We start from the raw sequence: 19,956 nt of genomic DNA, 5'->3' as shown, positions 1-19,956 counted from the left end.
ACTCTATCAGACTCTTCCGTGTCCGATTCCCGGCCGAAACGGGCTCCTGCTCTTCCGCCGTCCGGTTCCCCGCTTTCGCGTTTCCCTTTCCGGCGAGTCCGACTCTATCAGATCCTTTCGGGCCTGATTCCCAGTCAGCGGGATTTGCCTTCCCGACCCTTGGGCCGTTCCGACGCTCAAACTCTAGCGGATTCTCCCGGCGACTCATAATCGAGCCTGCGAATTGAATTTCGACACGCCGAAATTGTCCCCGGTGGGAGATCGTGCTGAGTTGATTGCCGCATTCGCGGCGGGATCGGCTGCCGCGGAACCGTACCGGCTCCGTGACAACTCGAAGAACCTTACGGAGCCGGGCCAGACGTGTCAACTCCTACCCTTACCCCGGCCCCGGCCTTCTCAGTCCAGGTCGGTGAGCCGGCCGCCGGCGTCCGGCTGCTCGTGTTCCACCCGGCGCAGGAGCCGGATCAGGATCTCGCCCAGCGCTCCGCGCTCGTCCCCCGAGAGGTCTTGGAGGAGGTCCTCCTCGAAGGTGGTGGCCATCCGCATCGCCTCGAGCCACTTCGCACGGCCCTCGTCGGTCAGCTCGACGATGACGCGCACCCGGTTGTTCTCGTCCCGGTCCCTGGTGACCAGGCCCTCGCCCGCCATGCGGTCGATGCGGTGGGTCATCGCCGCGGGAGTGAGCCCGAGGCGCTTGGCGAGCTCCCCCGGGCCCAGCCGGTACGGCGTCCCGGACAGGACCAGCGTCTTGAGGACCTCCCACTCGGCGTTACTGATGCCGAGGGCGGCGACCTGCCTCCCGTAGGCGACGTTCATCCGTCGGTTCAGCCGGCCCAGCGCGGAGACGATCTGTTCGACCTGTGGGTCGAGGTCCCGGAACTCCCGCTGGTAGGCCGCGATCTGCTCGTCGAGGCTCGGCTCCTGGAGCTCGGGCTGCTCGGTGGTGTCAGACATGGCGGGCAGTATCGCACGCCCTCCATCGCCTTCGAAGTCCTTCAAGGTGAAGACTTCAGACTTTAACTTTAGTGCTAAAGTCTACGAGTCTGTGTTCTTGAGTGTCCTTTACGTCTTGAGGTAGGTGAGTGTGACCAGGGAGATGGGTGCAGCGCTGCGGCGGATCCAGCTGGGAAGCGCGCTGAGCGCGTTCGGCCTCGGATTCACTGTCCCGTATCTGTACGTCTACGTGGCGCAGGTGCGGGATCTCGGTGCCGGTACGGCAGGTGTCGTGCTGGCTGTCTTCGCCATGGCGGCGTTGGCCGTGCTGCCGTTCACCGGCCGGACCATCGACCGGCGCGGGCCCTTGCCCGTACTGATCGTCGCCTCGGCTGCGGCAGCCGTGGGCGCCTGTGCTCTGGGTATGTCGGACAGCGTGGTGTCCGCCGTGCTCTCGGCTGCCGTCCTGGGTGCGGGCACCGCCGTGATGCAGCCGGCGTTGGCGACGATGCTGGTGTGGTGCTCCAGCTCCGCGACCCGCACCCGTGCCTTCGCCATGCAGTTCTTCCTGCAGAACCTCGGGCTCGGCATCGGCGGGCTGGTCGGCGGGCAGCTGGTGGACGTGGACCGCCCGTCGAGCTTCACCGTCCTGTTCCTCATCGAGGCGGCGATGTTCCTGGTGCTCGGCGTGGTCGCCGCCACCGTGCGCATGCCGCGGGCGGCCTCCCTCACGGAGGCGGTGCCCTCCGAGGGCGCGACGCCCAAGGCGGGACTGCGGGTGCTGCTCTCCCACAGGGCCATGGTTCAGCTGTGCGTACTGGGCTTCGTGATCTTCTTCGCCTGCTACGGGCAGTTCGAGTCCGGCCTCGCCGCCTATGGCACCGAAGCCGCCGGAATCGATCCGTCCACCCTGGGCATCGCGCTGGCTGCCAACACGGCGGTCATCGTCGTCGCGCAGTTCGTCGTGCTCCGGCTCGTGGAGCGCCAGCGGCGCAGCCGGGTCATCGCGTGGGTCGGTCTGATCTGGGCCTTCGCCTGGATCGTGGCGGGATACGCGGGCCTCGGACACGGCAGCCAGACCATGGCGACCGCCGCGATGATCTCGACGTACGCCCTGTTCGGGCTGGGCGAGGCGATGTTGTCGCCGACGGTGGCACCGCTCGTCGCCGATCTGGCGCCGGAAGCCATGGTCGGTCAGTACAACTCGGCGTTCGCCCTGGTGAAGCAACTGGCCCTGGCAGTCGGTCCTGCCGTGGGCGGGCCCATGGGGGCGGCGCTGCACGGGCCGTACATCGTGACCTTCGTACTGTTCTCGCTGGGCATCACCGTGCTGGCGCTCAAACTGGGCCGCCGTCTCACTCCCGTACAGGACAAGCCGTCGCTCGCGGCTGTGCCGTCCCGGGTGGTCGCCGTGTCGCTGCCGGACAGCGAGCCGGCCGCTGCCCCCACCGTCGTGCGCTGACACAGGCCGACCGGGACGGATCAGCCGAGACAGGTCAGTCGGGCAGCGCGAATTCGCACCAGACCGCCTTGCCGCCCCCAGGGGTGCGGCGGCTGCCCCAGGACGAGGCGATGGTCGCCACGATGGAGATGCCGCGTCCCGTCTCGTCGGCGGGTTCCGCGCGGCGGCGGCGCGGCAGGTGGTCGTCCCCGTCCGTCACCTCGATGACCAGGCGGCGGTCGGTCCGGCGCAGACCGAGGCGCATGGGCGGTGTGCCGTGCTGGAGGGAGTTCGCCACGAGTTCGCTCACGGCGAGCACTCCCAGGTCGCAGAGTTCCATGGGGAATCGCCAGGACGCCAGGACGCCCGTGGCGAAGGCACGGGCCCTGGGCGCCGCCTCGATTCCACCGAGCAGTTCGAGCGAGGCGTTGTGGAAGAGCTCCGCGCTCGTTCCCGTACGCGCGGGGTGCTGGACCACGAGGACCGCCACGTCGTCGTCGTGCTCCGCGGTGACGCCCAGGGAACGGACGAGCCGGTCGCAGACGACCTGCGGTGAGCCCTTGGCACCGGCCAGGGCGCGCTCCAGAGCGGCCACGCCTTCGTCGATGTCCTCGCTGCGGCGTTCGACCAGGCCGTCCGTGTAGAGCACGGCCGTGGAGCCGGGCGGCAGGGGAATCGTCCCCGAGGTGTGGACCCAGCCGCCCGTGCCGAGCGGCGGTCCCGTCGGCTCCTCGGCCCGGTGGACCGTGCCGTCCTCGTCGCGCACGAGGATGGGGAGGTGCCCGGCGGAGGCGTGGACGAGGTGCCCCTCGTTGGGGTCGTGGACGGCGTAGGCGCAGGTGGCGATCTGGCTGGCGTCGATCTCGGCCGCGAGCACGTCGAGGAGCTGGAGCACCTCGTGCGGCGGCAGGTCGAGACGGGCGTAGGCGCGGACAGCCGTACGCAGCTGCCCCATGACGGCGGCGGCCCGCACGCCGCGTCCCATCACGTCGCCGATGACGAGCGCGGTGCGGCCGGCGCCCAGGGTGATGACGTCGTACCAGTCCCCGCCGACCGCCGCGTCCCTGCCGCCGGGCTGGTACGTGGCGGCGATGCGCAGGTCGTCCGGCTGTTCGAGTTCCTGCGGGAGCAACGAGCGCTGGAGGGTGACGGCCGTTTCCCGGTGGCGGCGTTCACTGGCCCGGAGCCGCTCCGCCGCCTCCGCGTGGTCGGTGACATCGGTGGCGTAGACGAGGACGCCCGCTTCCCCCTCCTCTCCTTCCGGACCGCCGGGGCCGACGGGTGTGCAGGTCACCGTGTAGGAGCTGCCGGACCGGACCTTGCGCGACTTGACCGTGCGGGGGGTGCCGCTGCGCAGGACCTGGTCCATGAGGGGCAGCAGGCTGAGCTCGGTGAGTTCGGGCATGGCCTCGGCCGCGGGCGCGCCGCAGGGGCGTGGGCCGAAGGCCGCCGTGTAGGCCGCGTTGACGTAGGTGATGCGGTGCTCGGGGCCGTGGAGCAGTGCGACGGGAGCGGGGAGCCGGCCGAGGAGCTCGCGGGCCGGCAGTGCTTCCAGGGAGGGCACGGGGGCGGAGGGTTCCGGGGTGTCGTCCGGCGGCGTGGCCGCGGTCTTCGGTCGTACGGACTCGGCGCGGGCGGCGGGTACGGAACTGTGTTCGTCCCGCGCGGCGGCTCGGCGCTGCGTTCCGGGAAGGCGGGCGCTCCAGCGCGTGAAGTTCACGGAATTTCTGGCCTCGTGTGTCGGTCTGGTCCGCTCGGGCGAGCTGCTTCTTGTGCGGGTGCTGTACCCGGCCCCCGCTCATGCCGGGCAGGGGGCCGGGGTCTGGTTCCCGGTAACGCGCAGCCGGGCCTCTTCGTGCTGGTGGCCGACGCTGCCGGTCACTTCAGGTGACTGCCCGCCGGGTAACTCTGTGCAGGTGCGAGCCCACCTATGGTCACACGCCCAGTGTGACCGACCGTACTGACAGTTGCCGTACGGGAGTCGGTCCGTCCGCTGGGCCGCTGCCGCTCCCGGAGGTGCCCGGTGTGCGGGTGACTGCCGGTCAGCCGGACGTGCCCGATGGCCCGTCGCCCTTCGGCGGAGTGTCTTCGGGGAACCCCGGATGAGCGTGTCCGCGCGCGGCGAGGGCGAATTCGGCGCGCGGGTGTTCGAGCGAACCCAGGGAGACGATCTCCCGTTTGAAGAGCCCGGCCAGAGTCCACTCGGCAAGGACACGCGCCTTCCGGTTGAACGTGGGTACGCGGCTGAGGTGGTAGACGCGGTGCATCAGCCAGGCCGGATATCCCTTGAGCTTGCGCCCGTAGACGTGCGCGACGCCTTTGTGCAGGCCGAGCGAGGCGACGGATCCGGCGTAGGAGTGCCGGTAGTCCTCGGCGGGCTTGCCGGCGAGTGCGGCCACGATGTTGTCCGCGAGGACCTTGGCCTGGCGCACCGCGTGCTGGGCGTTCGGCGCGGTCTCGGTGCCCGGCTCGGACGAGGTGAGGTCCGGGACGGCCGCCGCGTCACCGGCGGCCCAGGCGTGCGCGGCCCCCTCGACGGAGAGCGTAGCGGTGCAGCGGATGCGGCCGCGCTCCGTGAGGGGCAGGTCGGTGGCGGCGAGGATCGGCGCGGGTCTGACTCCCGCGGTCCACACCAGGGTGCGGGTCGGGAAGCGTGAGCCGTCGCTGAGCACGGCGACCCGGCCTTCGCAGGTCTCCAGACGGGTGTCGAGCCGTACGTCGATGTTGCGGCCCCGCAGTTCCCCGACGGCGTACCTGCCCATGGTCTCGCCGACCTCCGGCAGGATGCGGCCGGTCGCTTCCACCAGGATCCACCTCAGGTCCGAGGGCTTGATGTTGTGGTAGTACCGCGAGGTGTACCGGGCCATGTCCTCGAGCTCCGCGAGCGCCTCCACACCCGCGTACCCGCCGCCGACGAAGACGAAGGTGAGCGCCGCGTCACGAAGGGCGGGGTCCCGTGTCGCGGAGGCGATGTCCATCTGTTCGATGACGTGGTTACGCAGGCCGATGGCTTCCTCGACGGTCTTGAAGCCGATGCCGACGTCGGCGAGACCGGGTACCGGCAGCGTGCGCGAGACGGATCCGGGCGCGAGGACGATCTCGTCGTACGGGATCTCGAGGGCCCCGGTGCCGTCCTCTCCGGTGGCGAGCGTCGTGACCGTCACGGTGCGTTTGGCGTGGTCGACCCGCTCCGCCTCACCGATGACGATCGTGCAGTTCTTCAGGACCCGGCGCAAGGGGACGACCACGTGACGCGGCGAGATCGAACCGGCGGCGGCCTCGGGCAGGAAGGGCTGATACGTCATGTAGGGGTCGGGCGTGACCACCACGATCTCGGCCTCGCCGCTCTTCAGTCTCTGCCGCAGCTTCCGCTGGAGACGCAGCGCGGTGTACATCCCGACGTAGCCGCCGCCGACGACGAGAATGCGCACACTGGGCCGGGTGCCGGGGGACGCCCCCCGGGAATCTGGTGCCATCACCATCCCATGACGCAACGGAGTCCGGTGTTTGTCCACAGGCCCGGCAAATTGTGTGACCGGAGCCCCGCGTTCACCCGGCGGCCCGCGGCCCCTCACTGTTCCCGCAGCTGTGCAGGTCAGATGTGGCGGGAGAGCGAGCCCGCAGGGGGCGGACCAGGGTCCACCCGGCCCTTGCTCCGATCGGGGGGCGCGCCGTGCGGAACTACCCCCTTCTGAATTGAGTCGGGCTCAACTATGTTCGTATCGCGCCGGGGTGTCGGATTCGTACGGAGGTCCGCACGCCGGCTGACACGGCGGGGAAGTCTCCGGGGGGAGACGTCATAACGGGGGAAGTTATGCATATTCAGGATTTGCATGGGCCGAGCGCTGCTGCCTCCTCGGCCGAGGACCATGGGCGGCTGAGCTCCGTCGGGGCGGTGGGTACGGTCGCGGCAGTGGGTGCGACGGGCAGCTCCGCCCGCTCGGCGCCGCTCCGCGTGGACGCACAGCGCAATCTCGAACACGTCCTGCGCGCCGCACGTGAGGTGTTCGGCGAGTCGGGTTACGGCGCGCCGATGGAGGACGTCGCGCGCCGCGCACGGGTCGGAGTCGGCACGGTCTACCGGCGTTTTCCGAGCAAGGACGTGCTGGTGCGCCGGATAGCCGAGGAGGAGACCGCACGGCTGACCGATCAGGCGCGCTCGGCTCTCGGCCAGGAGGAAGAGCCGTGGTCGGCGCTCTCCCGCTTCCTGCGGACCTCGGTGGCCTCGGGCGCGGGGCGGCTGCTGCCGCCGCAGGTGCTGCGCGTCGGGGCGGAGCAGGCCCCGGGGGCAGAGCCGGGCGCGGCGGACGGCGGGAGGCGCGTCCCGCACCAGCGGAAGGGTGGGGAACAGCCCGGGCCCCAGATGTCCGGGCAGAGTCCGGCCGACGAGGAGGGATTCGACGACGACCCGGGGGTGGCCGAACTGCTCGATGTCGTGGGCGGGCTGGTGGGCCGGGCGCGTGAGTCGGGGGAGCTCCGGAGCGACGTGACGGTGGCCGACGTGCTGCTGGTCATCGCCACGGCGGCACCGGCGCTGCCGGACCCCGGCCAGCAGGCCGCCGCATCGGCACGGCTGCTGGACATCCTGCTGGAGGGCCTCCGCTCCCGCCCGGCATAGGGGCCGCACCGCGGGTGCGTCCCGCAGCCACTGCACAGGGGGCCGGGCAGGGGGCGCGAGTCCCGTCAGCCGGGCACCTGGGCGGCCCGCTGACGTGGGAGTGGTCCCGGGCCCCGCGAGGGGAGCCCGGCCCGCTCGTGGGCGCGGTGGGGCCTGGGCCACTCGATGCCCGTGTCCGGTGATGCCCGTATGCGGCCGGGGCGTTGCTCCTTTCTCTCAGGGGTGAGGTGAGGCCCCCTGAACAGGGGAAGACACCCCGGACGAGTGGTTGCTTCCGCACCGGGCCCGTCGCACTGGGCTCTGTGGCACTCTTGCCCCCGTTATTCGGGTCCGAGGGTGCATACGGGGGCTTCCGCGATGAGCGGTGACGCACAGCAGGAAGAACCGGCCGGCGGTATCGCTGCCGCGGGCGAGGGCGGCGGGGCCACGGAAGCAGCGGCTGCCGGCCCGTCAGCGGCGCGGGTCCCGAGCCCGGCTCCGAGCCGGCTGTCGCAACCGGGCCATCACGGCTCCGGACAGCCGGACGGTTCCACCGGAGACGGCCGGGAGGCCCTGCAGCCGGACCGCTTCGCGGAAGGCGGCACCGTGCTGCCGGGGCCGTGGCCGTCCGCGTCCGCCGTTGCCGGAGTCCGGGCGGGGCCCGGTGCGGAGACCGACACCGCGCACGCGGTCCCTCCGCAACGCGAAGGCCGCGCGGGATCCTCCGGTCCCGGCCCCTCCGACGCGCAGTTGGTCCAGAACATGCGCGCGGGCGACGACCAGGCGTACGAGGAGCTGTTCCGGCGCCATTCGGGGGCGGTGCGCCGCTATGCGCGTACCTGCTGCCGGGATACGCACACCGCCGACGACCTGACGGCCGAGGTGTTCGCCCGGACCCTGCAGGCGGTGCGGGGCGGCAAGGGGCCTGAAGAAGCCGTCCGGGCCTACCTCATGACCGCTGTCCGGCATGTCGCCGCCGCCTGGACCAGGAGCGCGAAGCGCGAGCACCTGGTCGACGACTTCGCGGTGTTCGCCGCGCAGGCCACTCGTTCCGCCGGGCTGCCGGACTCCGCAGCCCTCGATCTCGGCGCAGATGTGCTGGCCATGCACGAGGCGGACCGGTCGATGGCCGTGCAGGCGTTCCGCAGCCTGCCGGAGCGCTGGCAGGCCGTGTTGTGGCACACCACCGTGGAGGAGGAGTCACCGAGCGAGGTCGCCCCGCTGTTCGGCCTGACCGCCAACGCCACGGCGGTCCTGGCCGTCCGGGCCCGTGAAGGGCTCAAGCAGGCCTATCTGCAGGCCCATGTGAGTCAGTCGCTGACCACCGGCGGCGACTGCGCGCAGTACGCCGGCCGGCTCGGCGCCCACGTCCGGGGCGGCCTGCGGACCCGGGCCGAGCGCGGGCTGCGCAAGCATCTGGACGAATGCGCGAGGTGCCGGGTCGCCGCCGGTGAGCTGGACCGTGTGAACGACGGCATTCCGGCCCTGCTCCCGGTCGCCGTCATCGGCTGGTTCGCCGCCGGTTACTCCGTCAAGGCGGCGGGCCTCGTGGCCGGTGGCGCGGCGGGGGCGACGGGGGCCGCCGCCGCGGCCACGGGAGGCGCGCCCTCCGGAGGAGGCGCAGCGGGCGGTGCCGCCGGGTCGGAAGGGCTCGGCGTTCCGCTGAAGGCGGGGATCGCCGCAGTGGTGGCTCTGGCCACCGCGGCCGGCCTCGTGTGGACCCTGGCCGGCGACGACCGGCCGGTGCCGCGTCCGGTGACCGGGCCGCCGGCCGCGGCGCCCGCCGTCCCCGCCCCGCCCGCACCCGCCCCGCCCGCACCCGCGCCGCCCGCACCCGCGCCGCCCGCACCCGCGCCGCTGGAGCCGACGCCGAGCCCGCAGCCACCGGTTCCGCCCGCCTCACCCGTGCCCGGGCCGCCGCTCGCCGCGGTGCCGGATCCGGCACCGACGCCGAGTCCCGCACCGACACCGCCACCGACGCCGACGGCGGGTCCGGAGCCGTCGGCCGCACCCGTCCCTCCGGAACGCACGCCGGCACCCGCCCCGGAAGAACCCGCGTCACCCGCGCCGGTCGTCTACCGGGTGCACGAGCTGGCGTACTCCGTCACCGGTGATCACACCGGCCCCGAGATCCTGCTCGGCCGGAGCAGCGGCGTCTTCTGGCAGCGCCAGGGGTTGTCGGTCGCCTCCACCCCGTACGCCCACGGCGTGACCGCTCCCTCCCGCTCGTCGGTCGCCGTGCAGCTCAACCGGGTGTGCACGCGCTACGACGCGATGGCCGGGGTCGACGACCTGACCGCGGGGTTCGGCGCCGTGCGTTTCTCCGTGTACGACGGCGACGGGGCGCGGCTGTGGCAGTCCCCCGTACTGCGGGGTGGTGAGTCCGCCGTACCGGTGAGCGTCGGCATCGAGGGCCGGCGGACGATCCGGCTCGTGGTGGAGCCCTCGGGACCGCTGGGCGGGGTCGCGCTGGCCGACTGGGCCGAAGCGCGCATCAGCTGCCGCTGAGTCCCCGGCCGTCCCGTCCCGTCGCGCGTCAGCTCTCGCATCCCCGTCGGCCACGCCTCAGCTCCCGCCGAGGTCCTCCGCCACCTCGGTCAGGAAGCCGAGGACCTCAGAAGAGCTCGGCGGCGCCCCGGCGGGCGAGCCGTTCGAAGACGTACAGGTCGATGTGGTCGGATCCGGCGGTGAGCCGGTAGCCGCCCGGGGCCCCGCCGCCCTCCCGTCCGAGGACGCGCCGCAGCCGGCCGACGAGGGACTGGAGGGCGGCGGGGGCGTCCCGCGGTGGATCGTCGGTCCACACGTCGTCGACGAGCGTGGCGACGGCGGCGGGGCGCCCCGCGCGAGGGGCGGGGGCGGCGAGCAGGCTGCGCAGCCGCGCGCCGCCGGCCGACAGCACGTCGCCGTGCTCGTCCCGCGCCTCGGTGACGCCCAGGATGAGGTACCGCACGGGGGCCATTGCGTCCCGGCGGGTGCCCGCCCGTTACGGAAGCGGTGCGCCTACGCCGCCGGGGAACCGACGCGCCCGCGCCTGCCGGGAGCGGCGGACCTCACGTCTGCCGACAGCAATACGCCCGCCCCCGCCAGGAACCGCGGACCCCACTGCTGCGAACAGCCGCGGGTCCTACGCCTGCAGGGTACGGCGGGCCGGGACGACGCCGCCCGCGACCGCCCGTTGCCGCGGGGCGGCCGTGCCGGTCCAGCAGGTGCCCCGGCGGGTGACCAGGCGACGCAACCAGAGTTCCGTGGACGCCAGCTCGGCCAGGCCGTCCAGGGGAAGGGGCTCGCCCTCGGAGGCCGCGCGCAGCGCCTTGCGTACGACGCGTGCCTCGACCAGTCCCGCGTCGGCGAGCAGCGGGGCGTCGAAGAGGGCGATCAGCTCCGGGAGGGCGGTACGCAGGCCGGTGCGTCCGGCCGCGGTCGAGGTGGCCTGCGACGGGGCGCCCCAGCCGGGCGGCAGGTCGTGGATGCCGGCACCCGCGAGGACCCTGCGCAGGATCGCGGCCCGGGCGCCCGGCTGGACCCGCAGCGACTCCGGGAGGGCACGGGCGGCCCGCACGACCTGGTTGTCGAGGTAGGGGGCGTGCAGCCGCTGGCTGCGGATCTCCGCGGCCTGCTCCAGGATCCGCTGGTCGGCCGCGTGGCGGGCCAGCGCCGCCCGCGCCCTGGCCTCCCCCGGGCGCTGGACCGACGCGGGCCGGATCGCCGCCTCCTGGAGACGAACCGATACTTCCGCGAGCGCCTCCCCCGTGAGCCAGCGGGCGGCGGGGCCGGGCCGGGACCAGGCGAGGGAGGCGAGCGACGCGTCCGCCGGTGTGTCGAGGTGAGGGGCGTCACGATTCGCCTCGGGCAGCAGGGACGCCGCCGTTTCGAGCCCGGTGCGGTACGACGTGCGGGCCAGCCGGCGGGCGGCCCGGTAGACGGCGAGGGGGACGAAGAGGGAGTGCGGGGAAGGCCCTTCGGCCCTGGCGAGCGCCGCGACGGGGCGCAGGAGGTGGCGTCTGCGCCGGTCCATGAGGAGATCGGCCAGCCGTGCCGGGTGTGCGTCCAGGACCTGACGGGCGCCGTGACCGACGAAGTGGTCGGCGCTGCCCGCGGCCAGCCGCCGGCGGTGGCGCTCGGCGACGACGAGGGAGGGGGCGGGCTCGTCGGTGAGGGGGCCGCTCCCCAGCGACGCGTACGGCAGGGCCTCCTCGCCCGCCGCCACGACCACGTGGTGCAGGCGGGGGTTGGCCGCGATGACCCGGGCGCGCTCCAGCTCGTCCTCGTGGCCCTGTGCGGAGAGGTCGTTGAACGTGACGGCGAGAAGCCGTTCGCCCGCACCCGTGCCATGGCCCAGCACGGTGCCCGGCAGTCCGGGAAGTCCCGCTGCCAGCAGGGCGAGCGTGGCGGAGGCACTGCCGCCGGACAGGTCCGCGCCGATGCCGGGGACGGGTGCCCCACGGGCCGCGCGGCGTTCGGCGGGTCCCATGCCGGGGACGGGCCCCGGATCGGGCGGGAGGGTTTCCGGGGCGTGGCGCGGAGCCGTGAGCCGTGCGCGCACGGCTTCGACGAGCGCGTCCCGCACTCCTTCGACGGCGCTCACCGGATCGGTCTGGGCGGCCGCCACGGCGAGCGATGCCACCGCCTCGTAGCCGGTGATCTCACGCGAGCCCTCCCGGAGGATCAACGCGTGGCCGGGCGGGATCCGCTTCACCCCCGCGTACGGTGTGCCGTCACCCAGGGCCTCCGGGGTCTCGGGGCACGCCAGCAGCGCGGCGAGGTGACCGATGTCCAGCTGCGCCTCGATGAGGTCGGCGAGCGGCAGGGCGGCGGTGGCGTACGCGGTGCCGTTGGCCCACGGGGTGTGGAAGACGGGGCGGGCCCCGGCGAGGTCCCCGGCGACGGTGATGCGGCGGCCGATCTGCACGACGGCCGTGTAACTGCCGGGCCAGGCGGTGAGGTGGCGCAGCGCCCCGCCACGGGCGGCCAGCAGCCCGACGCGCAGCTGTTCGTCGGTGGCCCCGCAGCAGCCGAGCACGGCGAGGCGGGTGGTGGGCGCCCCTTCGGGGGTCGCGACCGTGATGATGCGGATCTCGTCGGGGCGCCAGTCGCCCACGGCCCAGAGCGGGTCCGGGTCCCCCCACAGGAGCTGGGACCCCACCGGGTGGACGGTGCGCCCCTCCCCGTGGTGGCCGACCGCGCCCACGGTGCCGAAGCTCGCGGCGATACTGCTCCACCCCACCAACCAACGCATCGCCGCCTCCACGGGCTGTGGACGAACCGGCGTACCAGGACACGGGAACGCCGTTGCGGGACATGCTGCCACGACAACGGCACCCGGGAGGGGGTACGGGCGGCGCACACCGGATGCGCATGCGCCCCCGGCAGAGGCCTGACCACCGTTCCGCGGATTCCCCGGCAACGGAAGTGGACCGTGCGGGAGTTGCGGCGGCCGTCACCGGACGGGGCCCCGTCCCGGCGGAGCACCGGAACAGACTCGATCCGGCCATGGCCGCGCGGCTTCGTGACGCCCTGCCCGACCGGCGCCATCCGGCCATTTTTCGAACGCGGTGGAACCGCGCGTTTCGCTCCCGGCAGTACGCCGGGGGCACCCTCGCGCGGCCGCCCCCGGGCCGCGGGCGACTCCCCCGCAGGACCGCGGCAGCGCCCTGGGGCACCCCGCCCGGGTGCGACGACGTGCGGGCCGGCGCATCCCCCCGGTGCGCCGGCCCGCACGTCCGCTCTTTCGGAACCCCGCCCGTGCGGCGCACGGTCCGGGAGGTGTTCGCCACCTCCCGGACCGGTTCGCCGCCCGCGGGGATTGGGGCGGCGGTGTCCCCCAGCCCGCCGAGTCCAGTTCGGCGGGCCGACCCACGCAGGAACCATCGAAGCGCTTGCGCCCGGTCCGGACGAGAGCGCACGGCCGGGCGCACGGCCACACGTCAGGAGCACGGCGCCCACGCCCCGCGCCGCACGGACAACATTCCCGCCATACGGAGTTCTGCCCCTTAACGGTGGGGATGCGGCGAACTACGCTGGGTGTACCGATGTTCTCAGCAGAGCGGCATATTCCACGGGGCTCGGCCAAATGCGTGTGCGGCCGGAGTGCGCGGGGCCATACCTGGGGAGAACACGGTACGAATGCCGCGCGCCTGACGGTGACGCGGCGGCCGTCTGTGTGTCGAGGGGTGGCGCATGTCCAGGGAGCAACGCGGGCCGAACGAGAAGCTCGGCACGGTTCTCGCCCTCGCGGGAATCAGCAACGCCGGGCTCGCCCGGCGGGTCAACGACCTCGGAGCGCAGCGCGGTCTGACACTTCGTTACGACAAGACGTCGGTGGCCCGGTGGGTCGCCAAGGGCATGGTGCCGCAGGGCGCGGCCCCCCATCTCATCGCAGCGGCGATAGGGGCCAAACTCGGCCGTCCCGTCCCGCTGCACGAGATCGGGCTCGCCGACGCCGATCCGGCACCGGAGGTCGGTCTGGCCTTCCCCCGTGACGTGAGCGAGGCGGTGCGGTCGGCGACCGATCTGTACCGGCTGGACCTGGCGGGCCGCCGGGGCGGCGGTGGGATCTGGCAGTCGCTGGCGGGTTCCTTCTCGGTGAGCGCCTATGCGACCCCCGCGTCCCGGTGGCTCATAACACCCGCGGATCCGTCGGTCGCACGGGATCCGGCAGCCGCCCAGGCCGCGATACTCGGCCCGAAGGGCGCGCCCGGGGCGCACGGCGGGGTGCCCGTCCAGCCGGGCCCGGACACCGTGGGCGGCGGCGTCGACGGCCCGATGCTGCGCGTCGGCCACAGCGACGTGACCAAGCTGCGCGAGGCCGCCCAGGACGCGCGCCGGTGGGACTCCAAGTACGGTGGCGGCGACTGGCGTTCCTCCATGGTCCCGGAGTGCTTACGGGTCGACGCCGCGCCGCTCCTGCTGGGTTCGTACAGCGACGAGGTGGGCAGGGCGCTCTTCGGCGCCTCCGCCGAGCTGACCAGGCTCGCCGGCTGGATGGCCTTCGACACCGGCCAGCAGGAGGCGGCCCAGCGTTACTACATCCAGGCCCTGCGCCTGGCCCGTGCCGCCGCCGACGTGCCGCTGGGCGGGTACGTCCTGGCGTCGATGTCCCTTCAGGCGACCTACCGGGGCTTCGCCGACGAGGGCGTGGACCTCGCGCAGGCGGCGGTCGAACGCAATCGCGGGCTCGCCACCGCACGGACCATGAGCTTCTTCCGGCTCGTCGAAGCGCGCGCCCACGCCAAGGCCGGCGACGCGCCGGCCGCGGGCGCCGCGCTCCGGGCCGCCGAGAGCTGGCTGGAGCGCTCCCGGACCGGCGACTCCGACCCGACGTGGCTCGGGTTCTACTCGTACGACAGGTTCGCCGCCGACGCCGCCGAGTGCTACCGCGACCTCAAGGCACCCCGCCAGGTGCGGCGCTTCACCGAGCAGGCCCTGTCGAAACCCACCGACGAGTTCGTCCGCTCCCACGGACTGCGGCTCGTCGTGTCCGCGGTCGCCGAGCTGGAATCGGGCAACCTCGACGCGGCCTGCGCGGCGGGTACGCGGGCGGTGGAGGTGGCGGGACGCATCTCCTCGGCGCGCACCACCGAGTACGTGCGCGACCTGCTGCACCGCCTGGAACCGTACGGCGACGAACCCCGCGTGGCCGAACTACGGGAACGAGCCCGTCCGCTTCTCGTGGCCCCGGCGTAGGAGACCGCCGGTACGCCCCGGTTTCGCCGGTTCCGGGGGCGGAGCGTCCCGCCACGCGCACACCGTCCTTGGTTTGAGCCCGTTGTCAGTGGGTCAGTGCACTATCGGGGTGGGAGGTGGCGTGATGATGACGCACGCGGCGTACGACTGCGATGTGCTGGTGATCGGCGGCGGGATCGTCGGTCTGTCGACCGCGTACGCGCTCACGCGCACCGCACCGGGCACCCGGGTCACGGTGCTGGAGAAGGAGTGGGGGCCCGCCCGGCATCAGACCGGGCGCAACAGCGGGGTGATCCACAGCGGCATCTACTACCCGCCGGGCTCGCTCAAGGCACGCTACGCGGTGCGGGGCGCCGCCGAGCTGGTGGACTTCTGCGCGCGGCACGGGATCGCCCACGCGGTGACGGGCAAGCTGATCGTCGCGACCGGCAGCGGCGAGCTGCCCCGGCTGCACGCCCTGGTGCAGCGCGGCCGGGCGCACGGGCTGCCGGTCCGGGAACTCGGCCCCGCCCAGATCGCGGAGTACGAGCCGCGGGTGCGCGGCCTCGCGGCGATCCGGGTCGGCACGACGGGGGTGTGCGACTTCACCGCGGTGACCGTCCGGCTCGCCACCGAGATGAGCGCCTCGGGCGGGCGGATCCGTTACGGCGCGGAGGTCGTCGCCGTCGACCGGCGCCCGTGGGGTGTCGCGGTGCGCACGTCCGACGGCCAGGTGATCAGGGCCCGGGTGCTGGTCAACTGCGCGGGGCTCCACAGCGACCGGGTGGCACGGCTCGCGGGCGACGACCCGGGGGCACGCATCGTGCCGTTCCGCGGGGAGTACTACGAGCTGGCCAGGCCGGAGCTGGTGCGCGGGCTGGTCTATCCGGTGCCGGACCCCGCGTTCCCCTTCCTCGGGGTGCATCTGACGCGGGGTGCCGACGGCACGGTCCACGTCGGGCCGAACGCCGTGCCCGCACTGGCCCGCGAGGGATACGGCAGGACGGTCGTCCGCCCGCGCGAGCTGGCCGCCACCCTGGCCTGGCCCGGCTCCTGGCAGATCGCCCGGCGGCACTGGCGGTACGGGGCGGGCGAGGTGCACCGGTCCCTGTCGAAGAGCGCGTTCACCCGGGCCGTCCAGCGGCTGCTGCCGGAGGTGACGGAAGCCGATCTGCGGCCCTCTCCGGCGGGAGTCAGGGCCCAGGCGGTCCTGCGGGACGGCACCCTGGTCGACGACTTCCTGATCCGGGACGCACCGCACACCGTGCACGTGCTGAACGCCCCGTCCCCGGCGGCCACCGCGTCCCTGCCCATCGGGAGGGAGGTGGCGCGGCGGGCCCTGCTGCGGGCTCGCGCGACGGGGTGGAAGCCTCCCGCCGTAGAATCGGGTCATTGTGTCTGAGCCTGTGAACCCCACCCCGAAGACGTCCGCCGCCGACCCCGCCGAGGACACGGACGCGGCAGCGCGGCGCGCCGCCTCCTTCGAGCGTCAGCGCAGGCTGCGCCAGGAGCCCCGCTTCCCCGGCGGCCCGGCCGCCGACCCGGCGGGCTCGCACCACGAGCGGCGGATCCGCAGTTTCCAGCCGCGCCGCAGCCGGGTGACCTCCGGCCAGGAGGACGCCCTCCAGCGTCTGTGGCCCAAGTGGGGCCTGGACATCGACGGCCTCACCACCCTCGACCTCCCCGCACTGTTCGACGGTCTCCCGGTGGTCCTGGAGATCGGTTTCGGGATGGGCGAGGCGACGGCTCAGATGGCGGCCGACGACCCGGGCACCGGGATCCTGGCCGTCGATGTGCACACCCCCGGGCAGGGCAATCTGCTGGGTCTCGCGGACCGGGCGGGCCTGTCCAACGTCCGTGTCGCCAACGGGGACGCGATCATCCTGCTCCGCGAGATGCTGGCGCCGGCCGCCCTGGACGGGCTCCGGGTGTACTTCCCCGACCCGTGGCCCAAGAAGCGGCACCACAAGCGCCGGCTGATCCAGCCGGACTTCCTCGACCTGGTGGCACAGCGGCTGAAGCCCGGCGCGCTCGTCCACTGCGCGACGGACTGGGAGCCGTACGCCGAGCAGATGCTGGAAGTCCTCACGGCGCACCCCCTGTACGAGAACACCCAGGCGGACGGCGGTTACGCCCCCCGGCCCGCGTTCCGTCCGCTGACCCGCTTCGAGGGTCAGGGGCTGGACAAGGGCCACGTCGTGCACGACGTGCTGTTCACCCGCCGCTGATCAGCCATCCTCCGGTGCCCCGCCCCTGCGGCGTGGCCAGGTGTCAGTCGTCCTCGTTAGGGTCATCGGGTGTCCCAGGGGTCCGTGCAGCACCAGCAGCCGGCCGTCCCGGTTCTCGAGGAGCAGCAGCTCGACGAGTTCCTGGGCGCCGTCCCGGAGCGAGGCCAGTGGCGTTACCGGCCCCGTCGCGTCGGCATGGTCTGGCGCAGCAAGGCGTTCCGTGCCGGCGCGGTGATCACGGTGCTCGCGCTCTGCGGCCTGGTGATCCTGGCCCTGGTACGCGAGCAGACCGGCACGGAGGGCTTCCTGGTCGGGCTGGGGCTGGCCGTGCTGCCCGTGCCGCTGCTGATGGCGGCGTTCCGCTGGCTCGACCGGGTCGAGCCGGGCCCGTGGCGGAATCTGCTGTTCGCGTTCTCCTGGGGCGCGTGTGCCGCCGCGCTCGTGGCGATCATCGCCAACACCTTCGCCACCCGCTGGATAGCCACAGCCACCGCGGACCCGTCGAGCGCCGACACCCTCGGGGCCACGGTCGTCGCCCCGGTCGTCGAGGAGATCGCGAAGGCCGTCGCTGTCCTGCTGATCTTCCTCTTCCGCAGACGGCAGTTCGGCGGGATCGTCGACGGCATCGTGGTCGCCGGGTTCACCGCGACCGGCTTCGCCTTCACAGAGAACATCCTCTATCTGGGCAATGCCTTCGGCGAGGACCAGGAGCTGGGGACCACGGGGCTCGCCTCCGTGACGGCGGGGACCTTCTTCGTCCGCGTGGTGATGTCACCCTTCGCCCACCCCTTGTTCACGGTGCTCTCCGGCATCGGCTTCGGTATCGCCGCGCTCGGCGGCACGCGTCACCGGGTGCGCCGGATCGTCCTGCCCCTGCTCGGACTCGCCCTCGCCATGGGTATGCACGCCCTGTGGAACGGCTCTTCGGCCTTCGGGCCGTACGGCTTCTACCTGGTGTACGGCGTGTTCATGATGCCGTCCTTCGGCCTGGTGACCTGGCTGGCGATCTGGTCGCGCCAGAGGGAGCTGCGCATGCTCTCCACCGAGCTGCCGGTGTACGCGGCGGCGGGCTGGCTGGCCCCCGCCGAGCCGCTCGCGCTGGCCTCGATGCGGGCACGGGGCCTGGCCCGCGACATGGCCAGGCACTGGAACAGCCACCAGGACCGCGCCCACGGCAGGGCCGCTGCGCGCACCGTCGCGGAGTACGAGTCCTTCGCGACCTCTCTGGCCGTGCTGCGCCGCAGAGCGCGCCATGACGGCGCGGGCCCGGACTTCGCCCTGCGCGAGCAGGAGTTGCTGCACCACCTCTGGCACCGCCGGAACATCGCGGCGCCGGCCCTGACGTACGCGGCCCACGCGACGGGCCGGCTGCGCGCCCACCGGCCGCCGGTACCGCCCCCGTTCCCCCGGCGTTTCCCCCAAGGCGGCCCGCCCCCGCAGCAGCTCCCCGCACCGCACCGGCATTACGGGGGCTACAACCCGTACAGGGAGGACGGCGGGCACCGCACTCCGCCCGGTTAGAACACCAGGCGGGCACCGCTCAGCTCCGCCACTCGCCGGGCGCCGGGCCGCAGACCGCCCGCCACCCCGCCGATCGGTCCACGGCTCAGGAAATCCGCAGCTCCCGGACAGACCGGTGGCCCTGACGCCGGGAGGACGGGCGTCAGGGCCACCGAAGTGTCTGGTGCGCTGGGGTGTCCGGTGTGCCGGGAGACCCCGGCGCAAGGGCCTCTCGTCCCGGAACAGGCCGGGCACGTGGGTCCCGGACTCACTCGGACCGCCCGGCGCATGGTGGGCTGCCCTGTGCACACCGGATACACGCACCGGTTACGCACACCGGACAGGACCGGTCAGATCGTCAGGCCCTTACCGCGCAGCCAGCTCATCGGGTCGATGCCCGTGCCGTTCGCGGTGTGGATCTCCAGGTGCAGGTGCGCACCGGTCACATTGCCGGTCGCGCCCACGCGGCCGATGGTCTGGCCGGTGGTGACCCTCTGACCGGCGGTCACGTCCATCGAGGACTGGTGGCAGTACCAGACCTCGGTGCCGTCGTCGAGCTCCAGGACCGTGCGGTAGCCGTAGGCGCCGGAGTAACCGGCCGACTTCACCGTGCCGCTGTGCACGGCCTTGACCGGCGTACCGGTCGGGGCCGCGAAGTCCAGCCCGGTGTGGTGGCCCGAGGACCACATCGATCCGGCCTGGCCGTAGGTCGAGCTGATGTAGTAGGAGGAGGTCGGGACGGCGTAGCTGGCGGCGAGCTTGGCGAGCCGCTCGGCCTCCGCCTTCTTCTTCGCCGCTTCCTCCGCCGCCTTCTTCTTCGCCGCGGCCTCGGCCTCGGCCTTGCTCTGCTGCTTCGCCGCCTGGGCCGCGGCGGCCTCGACCGCCGCCTTCTCCTCCGCGGCCCTGGCCTCGGCCTCGGCCCCCGCCTGCTGCTGCTCGGCCTGCTGGAGGATGCGGGCGCGCAGCGCCTCACCGGCGTCGGTGGTGCCCTGCTCGGCCTCGGCCGCGGTGATGCCCGCGGTGGTGAGCGGGGAGGAGACGGCCGCCGTCTCGTGGTCCGGGCCGGAGTCGCCGGACATGAACGCGCCGACACCGGGAAGGGACTTGGCGTCGGGGAGATTGTCCGCGATGGAATCGGGAAGAGAAATGGAGACCGGCGGCTTGCTCTGCGCGGTGGCCATGCCACCCGCACCGACGGCCGCGATGACACCGACGCCGAGGACGGTGGAGCTACGAGCGAGACCGCGCTGCTTGGCTACGCGGTGCCTGCCGCGAACGGGACGGATGGACTCCTCGGTGGGGTTCCATTCCTCCCATGTCCTGTCCTCATCACCGAAACTGCCGGTCCTGAAGGATGACGGTGCCTCGGGGGCAGGCTGGTTGGACGCCACGTGGGCGCACTCCTTTCCTTCCTTCTCGCCTACCGGGTTAGCTGACGGGTTCGGAGCAGGAAGGTCTCCTACGGACCCCTTCGTCTCTCGCGAGACACAGGTGTCCGATTCACCCCATGTAGGTGGTTCCCCGGTTCCCTTGCGGAATTCGGCGCTGCGCACGGTGTCGCCTCTTGCGACGACAGGTACAACCGCGCTGCGTTA

General features: G+C 73.0%; 12 protein-coding genes, 1 pseudogene and 1 riboswitch. Of the genes and pseudogenes, 7 read left to right on the top strand and 6 right to left on the bottom strand.

The window, feature by feature from the left end; all coding sequences use genetic code 11:
• Window positions 1-396: 396 nt before the first annotated feature.
• The gene (locus ACF1FZ_RS17530; protein WP_391774246.1) at window positions 397-954 is read right to left on the bottom strand and encodes a MarR family winged helix-turn-helix transcriptional regulator; all 558 of its coding nucleotides are present in this window, start codon (window positions 952-954) and stop codon (window positions 397-399) included.
• A gap of 142 nt (window positions 955-1,096) precedes the next feature.
• Here ACF1FZ_RS17530 and ACF1FZ_RS17525 point away from each other — a divergent pair, with 142 nt between their 5' ends.
• Window positions 1,097-2,395, top strand: coding sequence for an MFS transporter (locus ACF1FZ_RS17525; protein WP_391774260.1), 1,299 nt, complete (start codon window positions 1,097-1,099; stop codon window positions 2,393-2,395).
• A 34-nt stretch (window positions 2,396-2,429) separates the two neighbouring features.
• Here the strand turns inward: ACF1FZ_RS17525 and ACF1FZ_RS17520 are convergent, their stop codons facing one another.
• Together ACF1FZ_RS17520 and ACF1FZ_RS17515 are read right to left on the bottom strand one after the other, a co-directional pair.
• Window positions 2,430-4,094: a SpoIIE family protein phosphatase gene (locus ACF1FZ_RS17520; protein ID WP_391774245.1), complete on the bottom strand. Its 1,665-nt coding sequence runs from the start codon at window positions 4,092-4,094 to the stop codon at window positions 2,430-2,432.
• A gap of 322 nt (window positions 4,095-4,416) precedes the next feature.
• Window positions 4,417-5,850, bottom strand: coding sequence for an NAD(P)/FAD-dependent oxidoreductase (locus ACF1FZ_RS17515; RefSeq protein ID WP_391774244.1), 1,434 nt, complete (start codon window positions 5,848-5,850; stop codon window positions 4,417-4,419).
• Between the two features lie 338 nt (window positions 5,851-6,188).
• Between ACF1FZ_RS17515 and ACF1FZ_RS17510 the strand changes: the two genes are divergently transcribed.
• Window positions 6,189-6,992, top strand: a complete 804-nt coding sequence (locus ACF1FZ_RS17510) for a TetR/AcrR family transcriptional regulator (protein WP_391774243.1) — start codon at window positions 6,189-6,191, stop codon at window positions 6,990-6,992.
• 357 nt (window positions 6,993-7,349) lie between these two features.
• On the top strand, window positions 7,350-9,479 hold the full coding sequence (locus ACF1FZ_RS17505) for a sigma-70 family RNA polymerase sigma factor (protein ID WP_391774242.1): 2,130 nt from the start codon (window positions 7,350-7,352) through the stop codon (window positions 9,477-9,479).
• Between the two features lie 112 nt (window positions 9,480-9,591).
• On the opposite strand, the pseudogene ACF1FZ_RS17500 reads toward ACF1FZ_RS17505, so the two are convergent.
• Both ACF1FZ_RS17500 and ACF1FZ_RS17495 read right to left on the bottom strand, forming a co-directional pair.
• A pseudogene (locus tag ACF1FZ_RS17500) lies at window positions 9,592-9,921 on the bottom strand (AfsR/SARP family transcriptional regulator); the annotation flags it as partial.
• Between the two features lie 174 nt (window positions 9,922-10,095).
• Window positions 10,096-12,207 (bottom strand): asparagine synthase-related protein, encoded by a 2,112-nt coding sequence (locus tag ACF1FZ_RS17495; RefSeq protein ID WP_391774241.1) that lies wholly within the window; start codon window positions 12,205-12,207, stop codon window positions 10,096-10,098.
• A 941-nt stretch (window positions 12,208-13,148) separates the two neighbouring features.
• Here ACF1FZ_RS17495 and ACF1FZ_RS17490 point away from each other — a divergent pair.
• The 4 genes from ACF1FZ_RS17490 (at window position 13,149) to ACF1FZ_RS17475 (ending at window position 18,382) form a co-directional block, all read left to right on the top strand.
• On the top strand, window positions 13,149-14,654 hold the full coding sequence (locus ACF1FZ_RS17490; RefSeq protein WP_391774240.1) for a sporulation protein: 1,506 nt from the start codon (window positions 13,149-13,151) through the stop codon (window positions 14,652-14,654).
• A 124-nt stretch (window positions 14,655-14,778) separates the two neighbouring features.
• A complete protein-coding gene (gene lhgO / locus ACF1FZ_RS17485) occupies window positions 14,779-16,035 on the top strand; it encodes an L-2-hydroxyglutarate oxidase (RefSeq protein ID WP_391774239.1) in 1,257 nt (418 codons plus the stop codon).
• Window positions 16,028-16,861, top strand: a complete 834-nt coding sequence (gene trmB / locus ACF1FZ_RS17480; RefSeq protein ID WP_391774238.1) for a tRNA (guanosine(46)-N7)-methyltransferase TrmB — start codon at window positions 16,028-16,030, stop codon at window positions 16,859-16,861. Before lhgO ends, trmB begins: the two co-directional genes overlap by 8 nt.
• A 69-nt stretch (window positions 16,862-16,930) precedes the next feature.
• On the top strand, window positions 16,931-18,382 hold the full coding sequence (locus ACF1FZ_RS17475) for a PrsW family intramembrane metalloprotease (protein ID WP_391774237.1): 1,452 nt from the start codon (window positions 16,931-16,933) through the stop codon (window positions 18,380-18,382).
• A 329-nt stretch (window positions 18,383-18,711) separates the two neighbouring features.
• Here ACF1FZ_RS17475 and ACF1FZ_RS17470 read toward each other — a convergent pair whose 3' ends face one another.
• Window positions 18,712-19,752: a M23 family metallopeptidase gene (locus ACF1FZ_RS17470; RefSeq protein WP_391774236.1), complete on the bottom strand. Its 1,041-nt coding sequence runs from the start codon at window positions 19,750-19,752 to the stop codon at window positions 18,712-18,714.
• An 11-nt stretch (window positions 19,753-19,763) separates the two neighbouring features.
• Window positions 19,764-19,916, bottom strand: a riboswitch (cyclic di-AMP (ydaO/yuaA leader).
• Between the last annotated feature and the right edge of the window lie 40 nt (window positions 19,917-19,956).

The sequence above is a fragment of the Streptomyces sp. NPDC014623 genome (assembly GCF_043088245.1).
In the GTDB taxonomy this organism is placed as follows: domain Bacteria; phylum Actinomycetota; class Actinomycetes; order Streptomycetales; family Streptomycetaceae; genus Streptomyces.
The sequence above is the reverse complement of the archived record's forward strand: the minus strand, read 5'-3'. Positions and strand labels throughout refer to the sequence as shown.